This window comes from Exiguobacterium acetylicum (genome assembly GCF_022170825.1).
In the GTDB taxonomy this organism is placed as follows: Bacteria; Bacillota; Bacilli; order Exiguobacteriales; family Exiguobacteriaceae; genus Exiguobacterium_A; species Exiguobacterium_A acetylicum_B.
The window spans coordinates 792545-810282 of sequence record NZ_CP081878.1 but is presented as its reverse complement, the minus strand read 5'-3'; the positions used below and the strand labels follow the sequence as shown (position 1 = coordinate 810282).

At 44.5% G+C, this 17738-nt stretch carries 15 protein-coding genes; 9 read left to right on the top strand and 6 right to left on the bottom strand.

Annotation, left to right across the window (positions count from 1 at the left end; genetic code table 11):
- Positions 1 to 219 precede the first annotated feature (219 nt).
- From K6T22_RS04160 to K6T22_RS04140, 5 genes are all read right to left on the bottom strand, one after another.
- Positions 220 to 1251: a LacI family DNA-binding transcriptional regulator gene (locus K6T22_RS04160; protein ID WP_238239056.1), complete on the bottom strand. Its 1032-nt coding sequence runs from the start codon at positions 1249 to 1251 to the stop codon at positions 220 to 222.
- A gap of 35 nt (positions 1252 to 1286) precedes the next feature.
- Complete coding sequence (locus tag K6T22_RS04155; protein ID WP_238239054.1) at positions 1287 to 2810, bottom strand: alpha-amylase family glycosyl hydrolase; 1524 nt, start codon at positions 2808 to 2810, stop codon at positions 1287 to 1289.
- A gap of 22 nt (positions 2811 to 2832) precedes the next feature.
- Complete coding sequence (locus K6T22_RS04150) at positions 2833 to 3666, bottom strand: sugar ABC transporter permease (protein ID WP_238239053.1); 834 nt, start codon at positions 3664 to 3666, stop codon at positions 2833 to 2835.
- A 1-nt stretch (position 3667) separates the two neighbouring features.
- Positions 3668 to 5023, bottom strand: coding sequence for a carbohydrate ABC transporter permease (locus K6T22_RS04145; RefSeq protein ID WP_238239051.1), 1356 nt, complete (start codon positions 5021 to 5023; stop codon positions 3668 to 3670).
- A 126-nt stretch (positions 5024 to 5149) separates the two neighbouring features.
- The gene (locus K6T22_RS04140; protein ID WP_238240012.1) at positions 5150 to 6406 is read right to left on the bottom strand and encodes an extracellular solute-binding protein; all 1257 of its coding nucleotides are present in this window, start codon (positions 6404 to 6406) and stop codon (positions 5150 to 5152) included.
- Positions 6407 to 6861: 455 nt separating this feature from the next.
- On the opposite strand from K6T22_RS04140, the gene K6T22_RS04135 reads away from it, so the two are divergent.
- Together K6T22_RS04135 and K6T22_RS04130 are read left to right on the top strand one after the other, a co-directional pair.
- The gene (locus K6T22_RS04135) at positions 6862 to 8649 is read left to right on the top strand and encodes a glycoside hydrolase family 13 protein (RefSeq protein ID WP_238239049.1); all 1788 of its coding nucleotides are present in this window, start codon (positions 6862 to 6864) and stop codon (positions 8647 to 8649) included.
- Positions 8650 to 8789: 140 nt separating this feature from the next.
- On the top strand, positions 8790 to 9941 hold the full coding sequence (locus tag K6T22_RS04130; RefSeq protein ID WP_238239048.1) for a cation:proton antiporter: 1152 nt from the start codon (positions 8790 to 8792) through the stop codon (positions 9939 to 9941).
- Positions 9942 to 9998: 57 nt separating this feature from the next.
- On the opposite strand, the gene K6T22_RS04125 is transcribed toward K6T22_RS04130, so the two are convergent.
- The gene (locus K6T22_RS04125) at positions 9999 to 10772 is read right to left on the bottom strand and encodes an enoyl-CoA hydratase/isomerase family protein (RefSeq protein ID WP_238239046.1); all 774 of its coding nucleotides are present in this window, start codon (positions 10770 to 10772) and stop codon (positions 9999 to 10001) included.
- Positions 10773 to 10965: 193 nt separating this feature from the next.
- Here K6T22_RS04125 and K6T22_RS04120 point away from each other — a divergent pair, with 193 nt between their 5' ends.
- The 7 genes from K6T22_RS04120 (at position 10966) to K6T22_RS04090 (ending at position 17666) form a co-directional block, all read left to right on the top strand.
- Positions 10966 to 12348, top strand: a complete 1383-nt coding sequence (locus K6T22_RS04120) for an MATE family efflux transporter (protein ID WP_238239045.1) — start codon at positions 10966 to 10968, stop codon at positions 12346 to 12348.
- On the top strand, positions 12308 to 12775 hold the full coding sequence (locus K6T22_RS04115) for an aminoacyl-tRNA deacylase (protein WP_238239043.1): 468 nt from the start codon (positions 12308 to 12310) through the stop codon (positions 12773 to 12775). Before K6T22_RS04120 ends, K6T22_RS04115 begins: the two co-directional genes overlap by 41 nt.
- Before the next feature lie 21 nt (positions 12776 to 12796).
- Positions 12797 to 13543: a CDP-diacylglycerol--serine O-phosphatidyltransferase gene (gene pssA, locus K6T22_RS04110; protein WP_200904889.1), complete on the top strand. Its 747-nt coding sequence runs from the start codon at positions 12797 to 12799 to the stop codon at positions 13541 to 13543.
- A gap of 136 nt (positions 13544 to 13679) precedes the next feature.
- On the top strand, positions 13680 to 14435 hold the full coding sequence (locus K6T22_RS04105) for a carotenoid biosynthesis protein (protein ID WP_238239042.1): 756 nt from the start codon (positions 13680 to 13682) through the stop codon (positions 14433 to 14435).
- Positions 14404 to 15105 carry a lysophospholipid acyltransferase family protein gene (locus K6T22_RS04100; RefSeq protein WP_238239040.1) on the top strand — a complete coding sequence of 234 codons (702 nt, stop codon included), beginning with the start codon at positions 14404 to 14406 and terminating at the stop codon, positions 15103 to 15105. The genes K6T22_RS04105 and K6T22_RS04100 overlap by 32 nt, the downstream gene beginning before the upstream one ends.
- On the top strand, positions 15102 to 16178 hold the full coding sequence (locus tag K6T22_RS04095; protein WP_238239038.1) for a glycosyltransferase family 2 protein: 1077 nt from the start codon (positions 15102 to 15104) through the stop codon (positions 16176 to 16178). The genes K6T22_RS04100 and K6T22_RS04095 overlap by 4 nt, the downstream gene beginning before the upstream one ends.
- 15 nt (positions 16179 to 16193) lie before the next feature.
- Complete coding sequence (locus K6T22_RS04090; protein WP_238239037.1) at positions 16194 to 17666, top strand: phytoene desaturase family protein; 1473 nt, start codon at positions 16194 to 16196, stop codon at positions 17664 to 17666.
- Positions 17667 to 17738: the final 72 nt, after the last annotated feature.

Genomic DNA, 17738 nt, shown 5'->3' with positions numbered 1-17738 from the left:
GCTCCTTTTTATGCTACGCATGTCGGTTACCCCTGATCATGTAAGCGTTTCATCTATACTCTACATTCTTTATTGTACACATAAAAAGCTTCAATGCAATCGTTTGCACGAAAATAAATTTCTTTTTCTGCAACCGCTTCCTTTTACTAGAAATAGATGTCGCGTTGAATCAAAAAAAGCCTATTTTCAAACCAACCGGCTTAAAAATAGACTTCTGTTTCATGCTTCAGATTTCCCACCACACGACTGACGGACAACGAGATAATGCGGAACGATGACGCGTTTCCCATAAGGTGTCGCATCTTCGTTGATTTGTTCAATTAGACAATTCGTCGCTTCAAAACCAAGTCCAAAGATATTGATTTCAACAGAAGTCAACGGTGGACTTGAGAACTCTGCGATAAACAAGTTATTGAAACTGACGACGGCCATTTGATCCGGCACACTGATGCCCATCTCATTGAGCGTACTCATGACACCAAGTGCCATCATGTCGTCACTGACAACGACGGCAGTCGGTGGATGTTCAAGTGACATCAATCGTTTAACCGCTTCGGCACCACCTGTCGTCATGAACGGTGCGCTGACGATGTATGACTCGTGAATCGGAATGCCCTCTTCCATCAGAGCTGTCTTGTACCCACCAACACGTTCTTGTGTCACGGCTAGGTCCTGCGCTCCTCCAACGAATGCAATGCACTCGTGTCCAAGTTGATGTAGATATTTTGTCACTTCACGTCCTGCTAGATAATTGTCCGTATCAACATACGTAACGTGCGATGAATCACTGAATGGTTTTCCGACAACGACGAACGGAAACTTCGAGTCTTGTAGAAACTGGACGACTTTATCATCCGTACGTGAATAAAGAACGACGACACCATCGACGCGACGACCCTGAACCATCGAGACGACACCTTCATACACTTCTTCCTCTGAAACACCTGTCGTCATATAGAGTGAATAACCATTTTGGTGCGCTTTTGTACTAATTCCTCGGAGGACTTCCGAAAAGAATGGATTTTGAAGCGTTTTTGTTGCAGCACTTGGCATGACGAGACCGATTGCCTGTGTCGTCCGATTCGCTAGACTGCGTGCATGAACATTTGGATAATATCCAAGTTCATCCATCGCTTGTCGAACACGTTCTTTTGTCTTTTGACTGATCCGTGAACTGTTCGCAATGACGCGTGATACCGTCGAGGGTGCGACATTCGCTTCCCGTGCTACATCCTTGATTGTTACCTGCATCCCCTTCACCTCACCATTTCCCCTACTTGAGTATTTTATTTTGTTTGACGTTGCATGCGTTTACGGTGAACGAGAAGAAGAACGAGCGCTAAAATTGGCGCAATTGCACCAATTGCGATGATCGACCACCAGTTGACTTGTGATTTTTCAATGACATAGCCATTTGCGCTATTTGCATCGAGCGTAACTTCATAGGCGTCACCATCTTGACGTACTAAGTCTGAGAACAAAAGTCCTCTTAGTCGCTGATCATCACCGATTTCTTTCGCAGATACGCGTAAGCTCGTTTTTTTCTCTCCCAGATTGATGGCGTAAACGACTTGTTGTTGTTTTGTCTCCCGTGAGTAGACTGCCATATGATCGGTCTTTGCAATCAAGCGTTGCTTCCCTGTTGCAAACGCTGGGTAGTCCTCTCGCATCTCATTCAACGTCTTGACATACTGTTGCATCTTCTTGTTTTGATCAAATGTCATCATCATCCGGTTTCCAGGATCCTCACCGCCTGGCATCGCGATTTCTGTCCCTTGATAGACGATTGGCATACCCGGTGCAGCATAAAGTGCGAACAGCGCTAATCGTAACTGACGCTCCTCTTCCTCTGCCCCACCAATCTTCGCTTCCGTGATGAAACGTTTAACATCATGATTGTCAATGAAGGTGGCAAGTCCCTTAGCACTCGGATTAAACGTAGTATCTCGATTATAAACTGAATCAAGCTCTTCCGCCGAGCCATTTTTCCGAGCAAATTGATCCTTCACGCCATAATAAAACGGGAAGTTCGTCACGGAATCAAAACCTAATTTTGAATAAGACGCGATTTTTCGTGGATCGCCATCAAAGACTTCTGCTAACAGGAATAAGTCTGGGTGCTTTTCCTTGACTGCCGGAATGAATGTTTTCCAAAATGCGGCTGGCACATGGCGAACCGTATCAAGTCGATAACCGTCTATACCCGTTTCATCGACCCAGTAGTTCGCAACATCGACTAAGTAATTCACGACTTCCGGATTTTCTGTATTGAAGTCTGGTAAATCGAACAACCAATTATTTTCAACTTCCGATGCATTATTCCAGTTCATGATTGGTTGATTTTTATGGAACCAGTCCGGTTTTTCTTTGACCATCGGATGGTTCGGTCCTAAATGATTGACGACAAGATCGAGGACGACCTTGATATCCCGCTCATGTGCTTCTTTGACGAGACGCTTGAACTCTTCTTTTGTTCCGAAGTGCGGATCAATCTCGTAATACTCATCTGTCCAATATCCATGATAGCCGTTCGGACGGTTCTTGAAAATTGGCGTCAACCAAATCGAAGTGAAGCCTTTTTCCTTGATGTAATCAAGACGTTTCGTCACCCCTGCTAAATCCCCACCTTGGAAGGCTTTCGGATTTTCAGGGTCCGCCTCTTTATCATTGCTCGGATCACCATTTTCGAACCGATCGACCATGATGAAGTACATCCGTTCTTTTTCCCAACTTGCTGCTTCTCCGGTCATCGGTTGAACTCCGATAGACAAGAGAAGCGGCAAGAGGAGAAGCATTATGCCTCGTCTCATGCCGCTGATTTCCCCCTTATGATTATCCTTTCGTTCCACCAGCTGTCAAACCAGACACGAAGAAGCGCTGGAATGCGAAGAAGAGAAGAACGATTGGAACTGCTGATAATACGGCACCTGCCGCAAATAACGTGAAGTTATTGTCGAATTGCTCCGACACCATGTTATACAACCCGACCGCAAGCGTCTGTTTCTCAGGAGAACGCAGGACAAGCGATGCTAAGATGAAGTCGTTGAATGGCGCCATGAAGTTGAACAACGCGATGACGGCGACCATCGGTTTTGCGAGCGGTAAGATGATTTGCCAGAAGATTCGTAAGTGACCAGCACCATCCATCCGTGCTGCCTCATCGAGTTCTTTTGGAATTGTATCAAAATACCCTTTAGCAAGATACGTATTCATCGGAATCGCACCACCCGAGTAGAGTAGGATGAGCGCCAGATGCGTATCAAACAATTCTAACATATTAAGCAGGACATAAATCGCAATGATCGCAACGAATTGTGGGACCATTTGCAAGACGAGGAACAAGATCAGTGAGTTTTTCCGACCGACGAAACGATAACGTGAAAAAATGTATCCTGTTAACGTAATCAAGGCGACGGAGACGACCATCGTAATGACGGCGATCTTAATCGTGTTCAAGTACCACATGCTATAATCCGTTTTTGCTGGATCAAACAAATCGAAATAGTGAATCAAGGTCGGATTACTTGGGAAAATATCCGATGTAATGCTTTTCCCTGGGTTGAGTGAAGTACCCACGACCCAAAGGAGTGGATAAACGATAATGATGGAGGCGATCGTCAAAATGAGATATGACAACGCCATGTTGATTCGGTTTTGTTTTCTCATATTAGATCATATCCTCATCTTTAAATGATTTTGAACGCTTGAACTGAATGACGGCAATCGTCATGATGAAGAACGACAACACAAGCGTGATGGCTGCCGCAAATCCATACTGCGGGTTCGAGCCGAGTGACAATTTGTAAATCCATGAAATCAAGATATCCGTTCCGCCAGCCGATTGTCCAGGTACTGCCGGACCACCGTTGTTGAAGAGATAAATGATATTAAAGTTATTGAAGTTGAACGTATACTGTGTGATCAAGATTGGTGCCGTTGCAAACAAAATCATCGGCAACGTGATTAAGCGGAATTTCTCACCCGAAGTTGCCCCATCGATTGTTGCAGCCTCATAAAGATCTTCAGGAATCGACTGTAAGATCCCCGTCGTCAGCGTCATGATGTACGGGAAGCCTAACCACCACTGAATGCCGATTAATGCGAGTTTCGTATACGTCGGATCCGTCATCCACTCGATACCATTATTAAGACCAATCGCTGGTAGTAATGTCGTATTGAAGACACCAAATGTTTCATTGAACATCGAGCGGAAAATCAAGATTGTGATGAAAGCTGGTACTGCCCATGAAAGAATCAAAATCGAACGGAAGAATCGTTTCCCTTTGAGTCCTTTTTGATTCAGTAAGACAGCAAGTCCAATCCCGATCGCGATGACTCCTGTCGTTGAAGCGACTGTCCAGACAAGCGTCCAACCAAGAACGCTAACGAACGTATCGCGGAAAATATCGACCGTGAAAATGTTCAAGAAGTTTTGAATCCCAATCCATTCGACTAACTTTGCTGGTGGTGAGTTGTTGAATTTATAGTTCGTAAAGGCAATCAAGAAAGTAAAGATCAACGGTAAGACGACCGTGAACACTAAAAGTACTAACGAAGGAATCAACATCGCGTACGGGAAACCGTTATCGCGGAAGTTCCGTAGTTGCATCTTCAAAGACGGTACTTCGAGGTTCATGTCACGTAACTTACCGATTCGATACGCATCGATAAAGTTCCAGACGTAAATGGCGATACCAAAGATAAGTAAAAGCAAGGCAATGATGCCCTCGACCATTAGAAAGATCGAGTGATCCCCTCTTACGCCTGGTACCTCACCGAGTGTAATCAAGCCCCAGATCGCTCCGCGATCCCCAGGACCATTTCCGGCTCCTTTAAAGAACAATTCAAAATTGACGAGGAAATATGAAAGTACGACGACAAAAAACGTCGCGCCTTTAAGGAATTGTTTATTGTATAGTTGTCCCACTCCTGGAATGATCGACATCAGCGCCGCAATCGTGCGGTGGTTCGTCTTTTTTTCAGGCGTTGGATTCGTAGGGTGTGGTGTTGCAATCGCAGCCATCGTCCGTTCTCCTTTCCAAAGGTCATGTCTGACCTCAGGCTTCTCTTCCAACCATAAAGATGAGGGGGAATCAAAGATCCCCCTCTCTTTATCTCTTTGTCATGGATTCACGCGTTCCACTTACGCTTATTGATTGTTTGCTTCGATTTGTTGCTTGATTTGTTTGACAGCATCATCAGCTGATTTTTGTGCGTCTTGTTTGTTCGTTGCAACAAGCTGAAGTGCTGCTGCCATTGGTTCCCAAACTTGACCCATCTCAGCGATGTTCGGCATTGGTACACCGTTTTTCGCTTGTGCGAAGACTGCTGCTGCGACTTCGTTATCCTTGATTGTTGAATCTTCTTGAAGAGCAGTAACCGGTGGGATCTCGTTGTATTTTTCGAACATTGTCTTAGCGTTTTCTTCACCTGTGAGTGATGCCAAGAACTTCTCAGCCCACTCTGCATTCTCTGAGTATGCTGAAATCGCGTATGTTTTTACACCAACGAATGTTTTGATCGGCTCACCGTTTGGAAGTTTCGGAAGCTCAGACGCTCCGAGGTTGATGCCTTTTTCTTTATATCCTGCAACAGCCCAAGGACCGTTCATGACAGCTGCTGCTTTTTTATCACCGAAGAGTTGGTCCATGGCTTGACCACCGCCACCACCGATGAGACCTTTCGGGAAGAGACCTTCTTTGTACCATTTACCGATGTAATCCATACCTTCGACTGCGCCTTCATTGTTCAAGCCGATATCCGCTGGATCCAATTTGCCACCGTTGTCTTTGAAGACATAACCACCGTATCCACCAATTGGACCGTGTGCGAAGTAGAAGTTATCCCAAAGTGCGAGGAAACCGTACTGACCATCTTTTTTCTTTTCAGTAGAAAGTTTGTATAGGTCATCCATTGAAGTTGGTGCTTCTTTTAATTCATCTTTATTGAAAAGGAGGATTGGTGTTTCAACTGCTTTCGGATATCCGTAGACTTTACCGTCAAATGTAACTGCCGATTTTGCAGTATCGATGAATGGTTCAAGTGCTTTTTCGCCGTCTTTGAGTTCAGCGATCAAACCTTGGTCAACGACTGTTCCGATTTGGTCGTGAGGAAGAAGCATAATATCTGGTCCCTTACCTGCTGGTCCGTCAAGTGCTACTTTCTTTTGCTGATCCGTCATCTTGACTTCTTTGACTTCGACTTTGACGCCTTCTTTTTCTTCGAATGCTTTAGCTGCCGCTTTAGTTGTTTCAGCTTTGTCAGTATCTTCCCAGATGACGATTTTAGATGGTTTTTTGCTACCTGATTCTGAAGATGATGACTCAGAGTCTGATCCACCGCCACAAGCTGCAAGAGCACCGATTGCCATGACAGATACCGAAAGACCTGCTACGAATTTTTTCATTTCCATGATTGAAATTTCCTCCCCAAGTTAACTTATGAATGATAAGTTTTAATGCACAACGTTTGCATAAAGGCACAACCATTTTCTCATGATAACAACCGAGTGGTTGTAAGCGTTTTATGAAAACGTTTGCATCACCTTTACATTTTTATTATACAATCTAAAATCCTTTTGACAAGTCCTTTTATTCAATTATTTTCTTACATTTCAAAAACTTTTTATTTCTGATTTCATTATTTGAATCAAATGCTAGAGAGAATAAGTGCATAAAAAGAAAACGTTTTCATTTTTATCTTTTGCACAACATTATGCAAACGATTGCATTATACTCTCGACTTTTATCAGGAATCCTTGATTTCACGGGATTGTAATTGACTTTAAGAAAGCGCTTTACTATTCTTAGGTCGAAGACATAATCAATACAATGCAAGCGATTGCGTTAAGGAGTGACTGCCATGTTTAAAGAAGCTGTGTTCCACCGTGCGATGTCTCCCTTCGTCTATAAATATGACGAGCGAACGATCCACATCCGTTTACAAACGAAAAAAAATGACGTTGATCGCGTCGACCTGATTTGGGGTGACCCATATGATTGGCATACTGAAAACCCAGATGCTGCCGATTGGAACTTCGATCCTTCGAAATCTAACTACTGGAATACATTCGAAACACCGATGAAGCGAAGTGGCTCAGATGAATTATATGATTATTGGTTCATCGATGTCGTTCCTCCCTTCCGTCGTCTACGGTACGGTTTCCGTCTCCATGACGGTGCGACGAGTCTAGTGTTTACGGAACGTGGCTGGTTCGATGAAAAACCACTTGATGATACAGGTTATTATTTCTGTGTTCCTTTCCTTAACGCAGTCGATGTATTCTCTGCACCCGATTGGGTCCAGGATACGGTCTGGTATCAAATTTTCCCGGATCGCTTCGCAAATGGTGATACGACGAACGACCCTGCCGGTACGCTTCCATGGAACAGTACAGCACCGACGACGACGAATCTTTTCGGTGGAGATTTTCAAGGTGTCATCGACCATATCGACTACCTCGTTGAGCTTGGCATCACTGGAATTTACTTCTGTCCGATTTTCTTAGCAAAATCGAATCATAAATACGATACGATTGATTACTTAGAAATTGATCCACAATTCGGTACGAAAGAAAAATTCAAAGAAATGGTCGATTTGTTACATGCACATGGCATTCGCATCATGCTGGACGCGGTCTTTAATCACGCTGGCTTCCACCATAAAGCTTTTGCTGATATTCGTGAACATGGTAGCCATTCAACCTATAAAGAATGGTTCCATCTGCGCGATTTCCCACTCGTGACCGAGCCGCTACCGAACTACGATACATTTGCTTTCGTACCTGAGATGCCAAAATTCAATACTGAGAACGATGAAGTAAAGTCATACTTACTTCATGTTGCTCGTTATTGGGTCGAAGAATTTGGAATCGATGGCTGGCGACTCGACGTCGCCAATGAGGTCGATCACGCATTTTGGCGTGATTTCCGTCAAGTCGTCAAGGAAGTAAACCCTGACACGTATATCCTTGGTGAAATTTGGCATGACTCACAGGAATGGTTGCTCGGTGACCAGTTTGACGCCGTCATGAACTATCCATTTACGAATGCTGCCTTGAACTTCTTTGCCTTAGATAAGACTAAAGCAACCTCGTATGCGAACGATATGTCACACGTATTGTTCTCAAACACGATGAATGTCAATGAAGTGACTTTTAATTTGATCGGTTCACACGATACACCACGTGCGTTGACGCGTGCTGGAAATAACAAACAGAAGCTTCGTCTTCTCTTGTTATCGATGTTGACGTTCTCGGGTAGTCCCGTCATCTATTATGGTGATGAAATCGGTCTCGATGGAGATCAAGATCCAGGCTGCCGGAAATGTATGCCATGGGATCCAGAAGAGCAGGATCAAGAGTTATTCGCCTATACGCGACACTTGTTGCAACTTCGCAAGCAACACAAAACACTTGCGAACGAAGGACATATCTCGTTTGTTCATGCAAATGACGAGACGAATACGATCATCATGCGCCGTATGAGTCAGGACGGATTGTATTACATCTACTTTAACAATTCAGATGTTGCCGTCTCCTTGACTGCTCCACAAGCCGGTCGTGGACTCGATTTATTGACGAATACACATCAGCAGACGCTTGACGTCTCACTCCCTGCTTACACGGGAACCATCGTTCAAGTTTTATAACCATCTAAAAGCCTGTACACTTACCTTCTAATAGAGAAGTTTGTGTCCAGGCTTTTTTCTGTATCCGTTTTACAGGATAGAAACGAGTTAATGAATGTCAGCAAATTAGGGTATAGGGTACAGAAAGGAGGACATCCTCCATGGAAATTTTCTTTTACGCCGGTCTCATCCTCATCGGCTTGTTTACGATCAGTTATTTGAGTGAGCGGTTCCATATTCCGAGTATTCTGGCCTTCATCCTCATCGGAATCGTTCTTGGACTATACTATGATCCACCAGAAGCTCTGAAGCTCGGTGGCGAAGCGGGCATCATCGTTTTATTCTTTTTACTCGGTCTAAAATTTTCGGTTGCGGATTTACTCATTCAACTACGTTCGATTTGGAAAGCGGGCATCATTGATATCATACTTTCCTTCGGTGGAACCATTTTATTGACCCTATCATTCGGTTTTTCCATCGCTGAGTCATTTTTGATTGGTTGTGTTTTATATGCAACGAGCTCTTCGATTTCTGCCCGATTGCTCGATCGCGAACCGGACAAACATCAAGACGTGAATCGCTTCGTGCTGTCCCTACTCGTATTTGAAGATTTAATGGCACCCATCCTGCTGACAACTGCACCATTCGTTTTAGGAACTGAAACATTTTCCGTTGCGAAGATCAGCATCATCTTTATCGGATTTGTCTTCTTTTTTACTGCATTAATAATCATGACGTTATTCATCCGAAGACGAAAACGTCTCGTTGATTCACTCTATCGACATCCCGATGCCGGCATCGGGATCATCGGCTTGATCTTGTTGTTTTCAGGAATCGGTATTTTATTTGGACTATCGGAAGTACTCGGTGCTTTCATCATCGGTATTTTGTTGACCGAGCTTGATGAAACCCGTTACCTTAGACGATTAGTTACTCCGTTCCAAGATTTATTGTTACCATTGTTCTTCATCACATTCGGAATGTCGTTCGAGTTGACTGACGGATTACCGATTGATCTATTTTTCTTTGCACTTGTCATTTGGGGTGTCCTCTCCAAATTTCTCGTCGGTTACTTCGGGGGAAAATCATTTGGTCTCTCGAATTATCACGCAATCGAATCTGGCTTTTGCCTTGGTCCACGTGGTGAATTTTCAATTCTTTTCATTACGCTCGCCAGTGGCGCATTCGTGACACTAACCGGAATTTACATTTTTGTTTCCGCTTTTCTCGGAATTCTACTATTTCGTATTTCTACTGCCTTAACGGATCGTACACACGCTACCGCACGAAAAATCAAAAAGAAATTGAAGTAAAAAAGACGTCGGCGCATAGTGCGATTCCGACGTCTTTCTTCTATAGATGTGATTGGTTCATCGACCGACAAAAACAGGACGCTTTTTTTCAATAAACGATTCCACTGCATGACGATGATCTTCTGTCTTTCCTGCACGTGACTGGTAGATGATTTCTTGAGCAAGCATCTCTTCTAAGTTATTTTCATAGCTCGCGGCTTGAAGTTGTTTGATATATCCAATCACCTTCGTCGGACGATCCGCAAGTTGACGAGCAAAAGCTGTGACCTCTTCTACAAATTGCTCTGATTCGATGCTTCGTGTCGCAAGATTGAGCGAAACGGCTTCTTCTGCTGAAATCGTATCCCCGAGTAACGCAAGCTCCGTTGCTTTGGCGGCTCCGATTAAACGAGGCAAGAAATACGGCGCACCTGCATCTGGGACAAGACCAATATTGATGAAACCGAGTGATAATTTCGCTTCCGCATGGACTAAGCGAAAATCACAAGCCAGCGTCAAGGATAAACCAGCACCTGCTGCCACACCATTGATGGCAGCAATTGTTGGTTTTTTCGATTTAGCTAACGCACGAACGACCGGATGATAGTACTGCTGGAGATATTCACCGTGATCGAGTTCAGGTAAAACCGTCTTTAAGTCTTGCCCTGCACAAAAGCCTCGTCCTTCCCCTGTCAGAACGATGACACGTACTTCCTCATCCTGATTCGCTTCTTCTAAGGCGTCTGCGAGTTCTTCTAATAAGTTCGAGGTTAAGGCATTCAGTTGTTTTGGTCGAGCAAGGGTGAGTGTTGCAACCTGATCCTTGACGACATAAGTCATTTCTCGTTTCATCGGATTCCCCTACCTTTTAAAAATGAATGATTGTTCATTATGATGTATTCGTGATATTTTATGAAAATCCTTTTAAATCTCTTTTTTTTTAATGAAAGACAAAAAAGCCTCTTTCATTATGAAAATCGAAGGCGTATAGTTTCAAAAAGATAAAGAAACACTATTCGTTTTATGAAACAAAGGGGATTTATTTATGAAAACAGTCAAGCAACCAAGCTTATTCCACATTACGTGGCCACTATTCATTGAAATCGCATTGCATATGAGCCTCGGGATCATTGCAACGTTGATTTTAAGTTATTACTCAGATAGCGCTGCTGCGGCAGTTGGTGTATCCAATCAAATTTTGAACATCTTCATTATTCTATTTAACATCACCTCGGTCGGTGCAACGATCATCATCGGTCAGTACCTCGGTGCTAAAAAAACGCAAAACGCTCGTCAAACGGCTCGTTCTGCTTTTGCGATTAATTTGTACACTGGTCTGATCGTTTCTCTGACCGTCGTGTTGTTCGGAAGACAGCTCCTTGGATTTTTCTCATTAGAAGGAGAGACACTCGTCTATGGCGAAACGTTCATTAAGATTGTTGGTCTCTTTCTCTTCTTAGAAGCAATCTCATTGACACTCGGTGCGATTCTCCGGAGTCATGGATTCACTAAAAATGCTATGTACGTCACGCTACTCATGAATTTTGTTAGTGCTTTTGGTAACGTCATCGCTGTTCTTGGACTTTTCGGCATTCCTGTTCTCGGTGTTGCCGGTGTCGCTTGGTCGATCGTCATTGCTCGGACAATTGCTGTCCTTGTCTTGTTCTTTGTCGTTTACCGCAAACTTTCTTTACGTTTTACAGTAAAAGATTTGATTCATTTCAACCGTGAAGATGTGAAACGGATCATGAACATCGGAATTCCATCTGCAGGTGAAGGGATTTCGTATCAGTTTTCTCAACTCATCATCACTGGCTTCATCGCAACAATCGGTGAAGCGGCATTGTCGGCACGCGTCTACGTATCAAACATCACGATGCTTTGTTTCCTATTTACGCTTGCGATCGCGCAAGGAACACAACTTCTAGTCGCGCGTCAGGTAGGTGCACAACAATTTGAACAAGCATATGGACGTGCTGTGAAGACATTGAAAATCGCAGTCTTCGCCAGCTTCATCTCTGCCGTTGCTCTTGCTTCATTCGGTTCTTCGATTTTATCTGTGTTCACATCGAGTCCTGAAATCATTGCAATCGGTATCCCACTACTCTGGGCAAGTGTCATTCTTGAACCAGGACGTGCAATGAATATCGTACTGATGGGAACTCTTAAATCAGCAGGAGATGTTCGTTTCCCTGTCGCGATCGGTATTTTATCAATGTGGGGAATCGCGGTCGTCCTAAGTTATACGCTTGGTCTCGGTTTTGGTCTTGGTTTACTCGGAATCTGGATTGCCTTCTCTGCTGACGAATGGTTCCGTGGCATTTTCGCCATGAAACGTTGGCACGGACGGAAATGGGTCCAATACTCACTCGTCAAAGGAGAAACACATGAGCAAAACGAACGTCGAGAGGCTTCTGAAGCAGTCTAAGATTGACTTTGAATCTCTCACTTACCCTGTTGATCTCGAAGATTTATCTGCTGAAGCCGTCGCTAGAAAGATTAATTACCCCCTTTCGACCATTTTTAAAACCCTTGTTTTGAAAATGGTCGAAAATAAATATGCCTTCGTCGTCATTTCGGGGGAAGAAGAACTCTCTCTAAAAGCAGCGGCTAAAGCATTGCATTCGAAAAAAGTCGCACTCGTTCCGATGAAAGACTTAGAAGGATTGACTGGTTATGTTCGAGGTGGCGTCTCCGCCATCGGTGCCAAAAAGAACTTTCCGGTCCTCCTATCGGATCGTGCTACCCATGAATCATTCATCATCCTATCCGCCGGCAAGCGTGGACATCAAGTTCGGTTGAGCCCTCATGATTTTTTAGCTTTTACTCAAGGGATTCTCTTTACGAACGGCTGAATTCCACCTCCTAACTATGATATGATGAGTAGTATCGATGAAGTGGCAGGAGGAATCATTTTGTGGAAAGATCGTGTTCGTAATTCAATACCCAATCTATTTACGTTCGGAAATCTGTATTGTGGTTTTTTAGCTATCGTCATGGCAGCAAAAGGTGATTTTCAAAATGCCACCTTACTGATCGTCATTGCGATGATGCTTGATAGTCTTGATGGACGTCTAGCTCGTATGCTTGGTGTGGCAGGCGACTTCGGAAAAGAACTGGACTCATTGGCAGATATCGTAACATTTGGTGTCGCACCAGCCATGATGGCCTATTATACGTATTTTTATGAATTCGGAGAAATTGGTTTACTGATTTCAGCTTTGTTCCCACTGTTCGGTGCCTTTCGTCTTGCCCGGTTTAATTTATCGGCAACGAATGTCGCTTCCGCCTATTTTTCTGGCGTACCGATTACGGCTGCTGGGGGTATTCTTGCCGTCGTCACCTTGTTCAGTGGACGAATGAATGATTTGATGGTACCACTCGTCTTCACAGGTCTTGCTTTCTTGATGGTCAGTCGCGTTAAGATTCCAAGCTTCAAAGACATTCCCGTTCCACGTCATACATTCGTCATTACATTTACGCTACTGTACGTAACGTACGTCATGATTGCCCGTAACAATGAGTGGTCAACGTTTTGGTTCGTTGCTGTTCCGTTGTATATCGCGTTTCTTCTCTTCTCTTTCATTAAAAAGAAGAAACAAAAACAACATTCAAACGGATGATGATTTCAAGTGGTCTAGTTCCTCTCATGAGAAGCTAGACCACTTTTTTAATTAGACCGCTTCTGCCTCGCTCGTTTTTAAGATATATGGGTATACTTATGACAGAAGCTATCTTTGAAATGGAGGAATGTCACGCATGGAACAGTTTCATAAACGTCTTTGGATTTTTTTCTCGATCTGGTTCACCATCGGTTTGATCCTAGTCGGTTTTTCTTTACTGCCCCCTTGGCTCGAATGGGCAAATGCCGTCTTTCTATTTGCTTCCGGCTTATACGCAGCACTCTACTTTTGGCACGTCTTACCAAAAGGACGTCTCGTCATCCCATTCATCTTCTTTGGTTCGATCATCATCGAATCGATTGGTGTTCATACCGGTTGGCCGTTCGGAACGTATCGTTATGAGTCTGATTTTGGGGTTCAATTACTCGGTGTACCGATTACGATCGGCGCAGCATGGCTTTCTGTCATGGGGGCGAGTCTCGCCTTCTCTCGACTGTTCTCGTTTCGTTATAGTACGCTGATTCTCGTACCGTTATTTGCCGTCTGGCTCGATTTAGCGATCGACCCCGTCGCTGCCAATGTCAAGTCGTATTGGCTCTGGCAAGACGGTGGCTGGTATTACGATATTCCGACTCAAAACTTCTTCGGGTGGTACGGAACAGCGCTCGTTTTTTCAATTTTCATCCATCGTTATCAAGTAAGAGCGACGGACGCCGCACTCGAGCAAAACAACCAATATCTTTTCTTGATGTTACACACTTTATTTGGTGTAACGGCAGGGGTTGCCGGTCTCTATGGCGTCACTTTGATCAGCTTAAGTGCATTCATCATCTATTTCATTGTGAAACGAGGGGTTATCGTTGAAAGAAGCAAACAAAAGCAAATTAGCTGAGTCCGTATTTCATACGTATGTGAATCACGCCTTGATCCGTCGTCACTTTCATCGTGTTTTGTATCGTGCAGACGATTTGCCGCTTCCAGGACTTATGCTTGCCACCCATGCTTCTTGGTGGGATGGCATGATTTTATTCCATTTGGATCAGACCTGTTTCCGCCAGGATCCATACGTCATGATTGATAAGGCGGGACTTGCTCGCTTTCCATTCTTCTCACGCTTAGGAGCATTCTCTGTTGATCGGACATCATTCGCTGATATTAAGACAAGTCTCCATTATGCAAAGGAACAACTACTAAATGGTAGTAGCGTCTGGATGTTTCCTCAAGGTGAGGAGCGCCATCAAGAGGAACGTCCACTTCGCTTAGCGAGTGGCGCGACACATTTAACGCGTCATACAGATCACGTGTCTCTTGTCGCCTTTTATTATTCCTATGGACATGAACAGCAACCGGATGTCTATATCCGGACGCGACGCTTTTACCCTGTGCCTAACGAACGCTCGAGTGATCAGGCAAAACGTCTGACAGCTGAGCTAACTGCCCTTTACGACGACATTCGATCGGATGCAATCGCAGAACGCACTGATCTATATCGTTGTGTTACGACACGAAGGGAGCCACTCCCCGCTCGAACGGAGCGCTGGTTACGGGCACTCCGCTCATGAGTTGGTTCTTTCTTTTCTTCGCTCTAGCTGTCTGTCTCTATACATGGGTCAATTTAGCTTTCTTACCACGATTGGCGGACCCTGTTCAACCAGATAGTCTAGCAATCTGCATCCCCTTACGTAACGAAGAGCGCAATGTACAAAAATTATTAAACGCACTAGAACCCGCACTGACACAAGGAATGCACGTCTACTTATATGAAGACCGATCGACCGATCGAACACGTGAGTTACTGATAGAACGAATTGGTCAAGACGACCGTTTTACGATGATTGACGGTCTTCCTTTACCGGAAGACTGGGCCGGAAAGGTTCATGCGTGCCATCAGCTTGCGCAACGAACGACGGAAGATCATCTGTTATTTCTTGATGCGGACGTTACTTTAAAACCTGATGCGATTCGTCGATTGTACGGAACATTACGAGCAGAACGAGCTGTGTTTCTTTCCGGTTTCCCATCATTTCCTGTACCGACGTTTCTCGGGAAATGTCTGATTCCGATGCAACATGTTCTCATTGCACAGCATCTCCCGATTCCTTTTCGCAAGGTGAAACATCCAGCGTTTGCTGCTGCTAACGGAATGGTCGTCCTCGTCGAGCGACAGGCGTATGAACAAGTCGGTGGACATGAAAGTATTCAATCCGCTCTCGTTGACGACTTGGAACTTTGTCGTACGTTTAAACGACACGGATTGACGACGACGCTCGTTGAAGTGGCTCCAGCAGTCTCTTGTGATATGTACGCAACGAACGAAGAAGTCTGGCAAGGTTTTTTAAAGAATGTCTTTCGTGGAATGAACGATTCTTACGTCGTCGGATTATACTTTCTACTTTTTTACCTAGTTCAAGCAAGTGTTCTACCTTATCTGATCCTTCAACCTTCCTGGCAGATGGGTGGCGCACTGATCCTTCTTTACTTAGCTCGATTCCGGATTGATCTTGCTGCGCGGATTCGACATGTTTGGTGGCTCCATCCGCTGGCGACACTCCTGTATGTCGTCTTGTTAGCAAGTGCGATGATTCGAAGCTTCAGGAAACGGGAAATCACTTGGAAGGGTAGGACCTATTCATAAGGAGGAATCAGTACCATGAAACATATCGCTGTCATCGGAGCCGGTCTCGGTGGGCTCAGTGCTGCCATTTCATTAGCAGCAAAAGGGTTCCGCGTTACGGTCATCGAGCGCAATACACATATTGGTGGCAAGATGATGCCAATCGTTACGGAAGGACACCGGTTCGATTTTGGTCCGAACACGATTACAATGCCGGAAGTCTTTCAGTCGGTCATCCTCGAATCTGGCGCGGATCCCGATGAATACTTTACGTTTACGAAACTCGAGCGCCATACGGTCAATCACTTTTCAGACGGACGCACCTTAACTTTTTCGTCTGGACGCGAAGCGATGCGAACGGAAGTAGATCGCTTTACAAACGGTCAGTTGGCGAAAAACGATATTACAGGTTATCAAGAGGAAGTGTCAAAGTTGCATACGATCGCGAAACGACAATTCTTTACGAATATCGATTCGTTTGTCCGCCCTTCTCTTTGGCGAGACATGTTGAAAGTGCATCCATTTCAGAGTCTCCATAGCCTTCATAAACATTATTTTAGGGACAAAGGGTTGATTCAAGCCCTTGATCGTTACGCTACGTATATCGGTAGTAGTCCATATCAAACGCCAGCTACTTTCAGTTTAATCGCTCATTTAGAGCTGAACGATGGTGTTTATTTCACGAACGGCGGCAATACAGCAATCGCAGAAGGGTTCGCCCGACGTGCAAAAGAACTCGGCGTCGTCTTCCGACTCGGAGATGAGGTGACGCAGATCGAAGTCGTCGATGGACAAGCAACGGAAATTGAATTGAATCATTTAGAGTATCTACCTGTTGATTTTGTCGTCATGAATGGTGATTTGTTGACACAATATCCGCGTCTCATCTCAGAAACCGTACGACCGGACTTTAAAAACCCAACACCTGCACAAGTCGAACCTTCGATTTCTGCTTACGTCCGCTGTATTGGTCTTTCGCGGCGTATCGAAGGACTCGCCCATCATAACGTCTTCTTCTCTTCTGATTATGAAGCAGAGTTCAAGGCACTATTTGATGAAAAACGTTACGCGGAGGAACCGACGATCTATATTTCAAATTCTTCTGTTACAGCACCGGAAATGGGACAAGCGGGTGACAATTTATTCGTACTCGTCAATGCGCCGGCAACGGATACTGGAAATGCGATTGATTTTGATACGTATGACCAACTCATCAATCAACGACTCCAGTCATTTGGAATTGATATTTCGTCTGATGTCGTCTTCGAACAACGTGTCACACCACAGGATATCGAACAAACCTTCTTTGCTTATCACGGTTCTTTATATGGCTTGTCTTCCAATGGCATACGCTCGTCTTTCCTCCGTCCTAGCAACCGTTCAAAGAATGTACACAATTTGTTTTTTGCCGGTGGATCGACGCATCCTGGTGGCGGTAGCCCAATGGTGACGCTTTCAGGAAAACTAGCAAGTGAACGAATTGTATCTGCTGTCGCTGCTACCCTGTGAACGTTATGTGAATTGCATATCAATCACTTGTACGGACAACTAAGATTTGATACGATTACTTCGAGTTCAAGA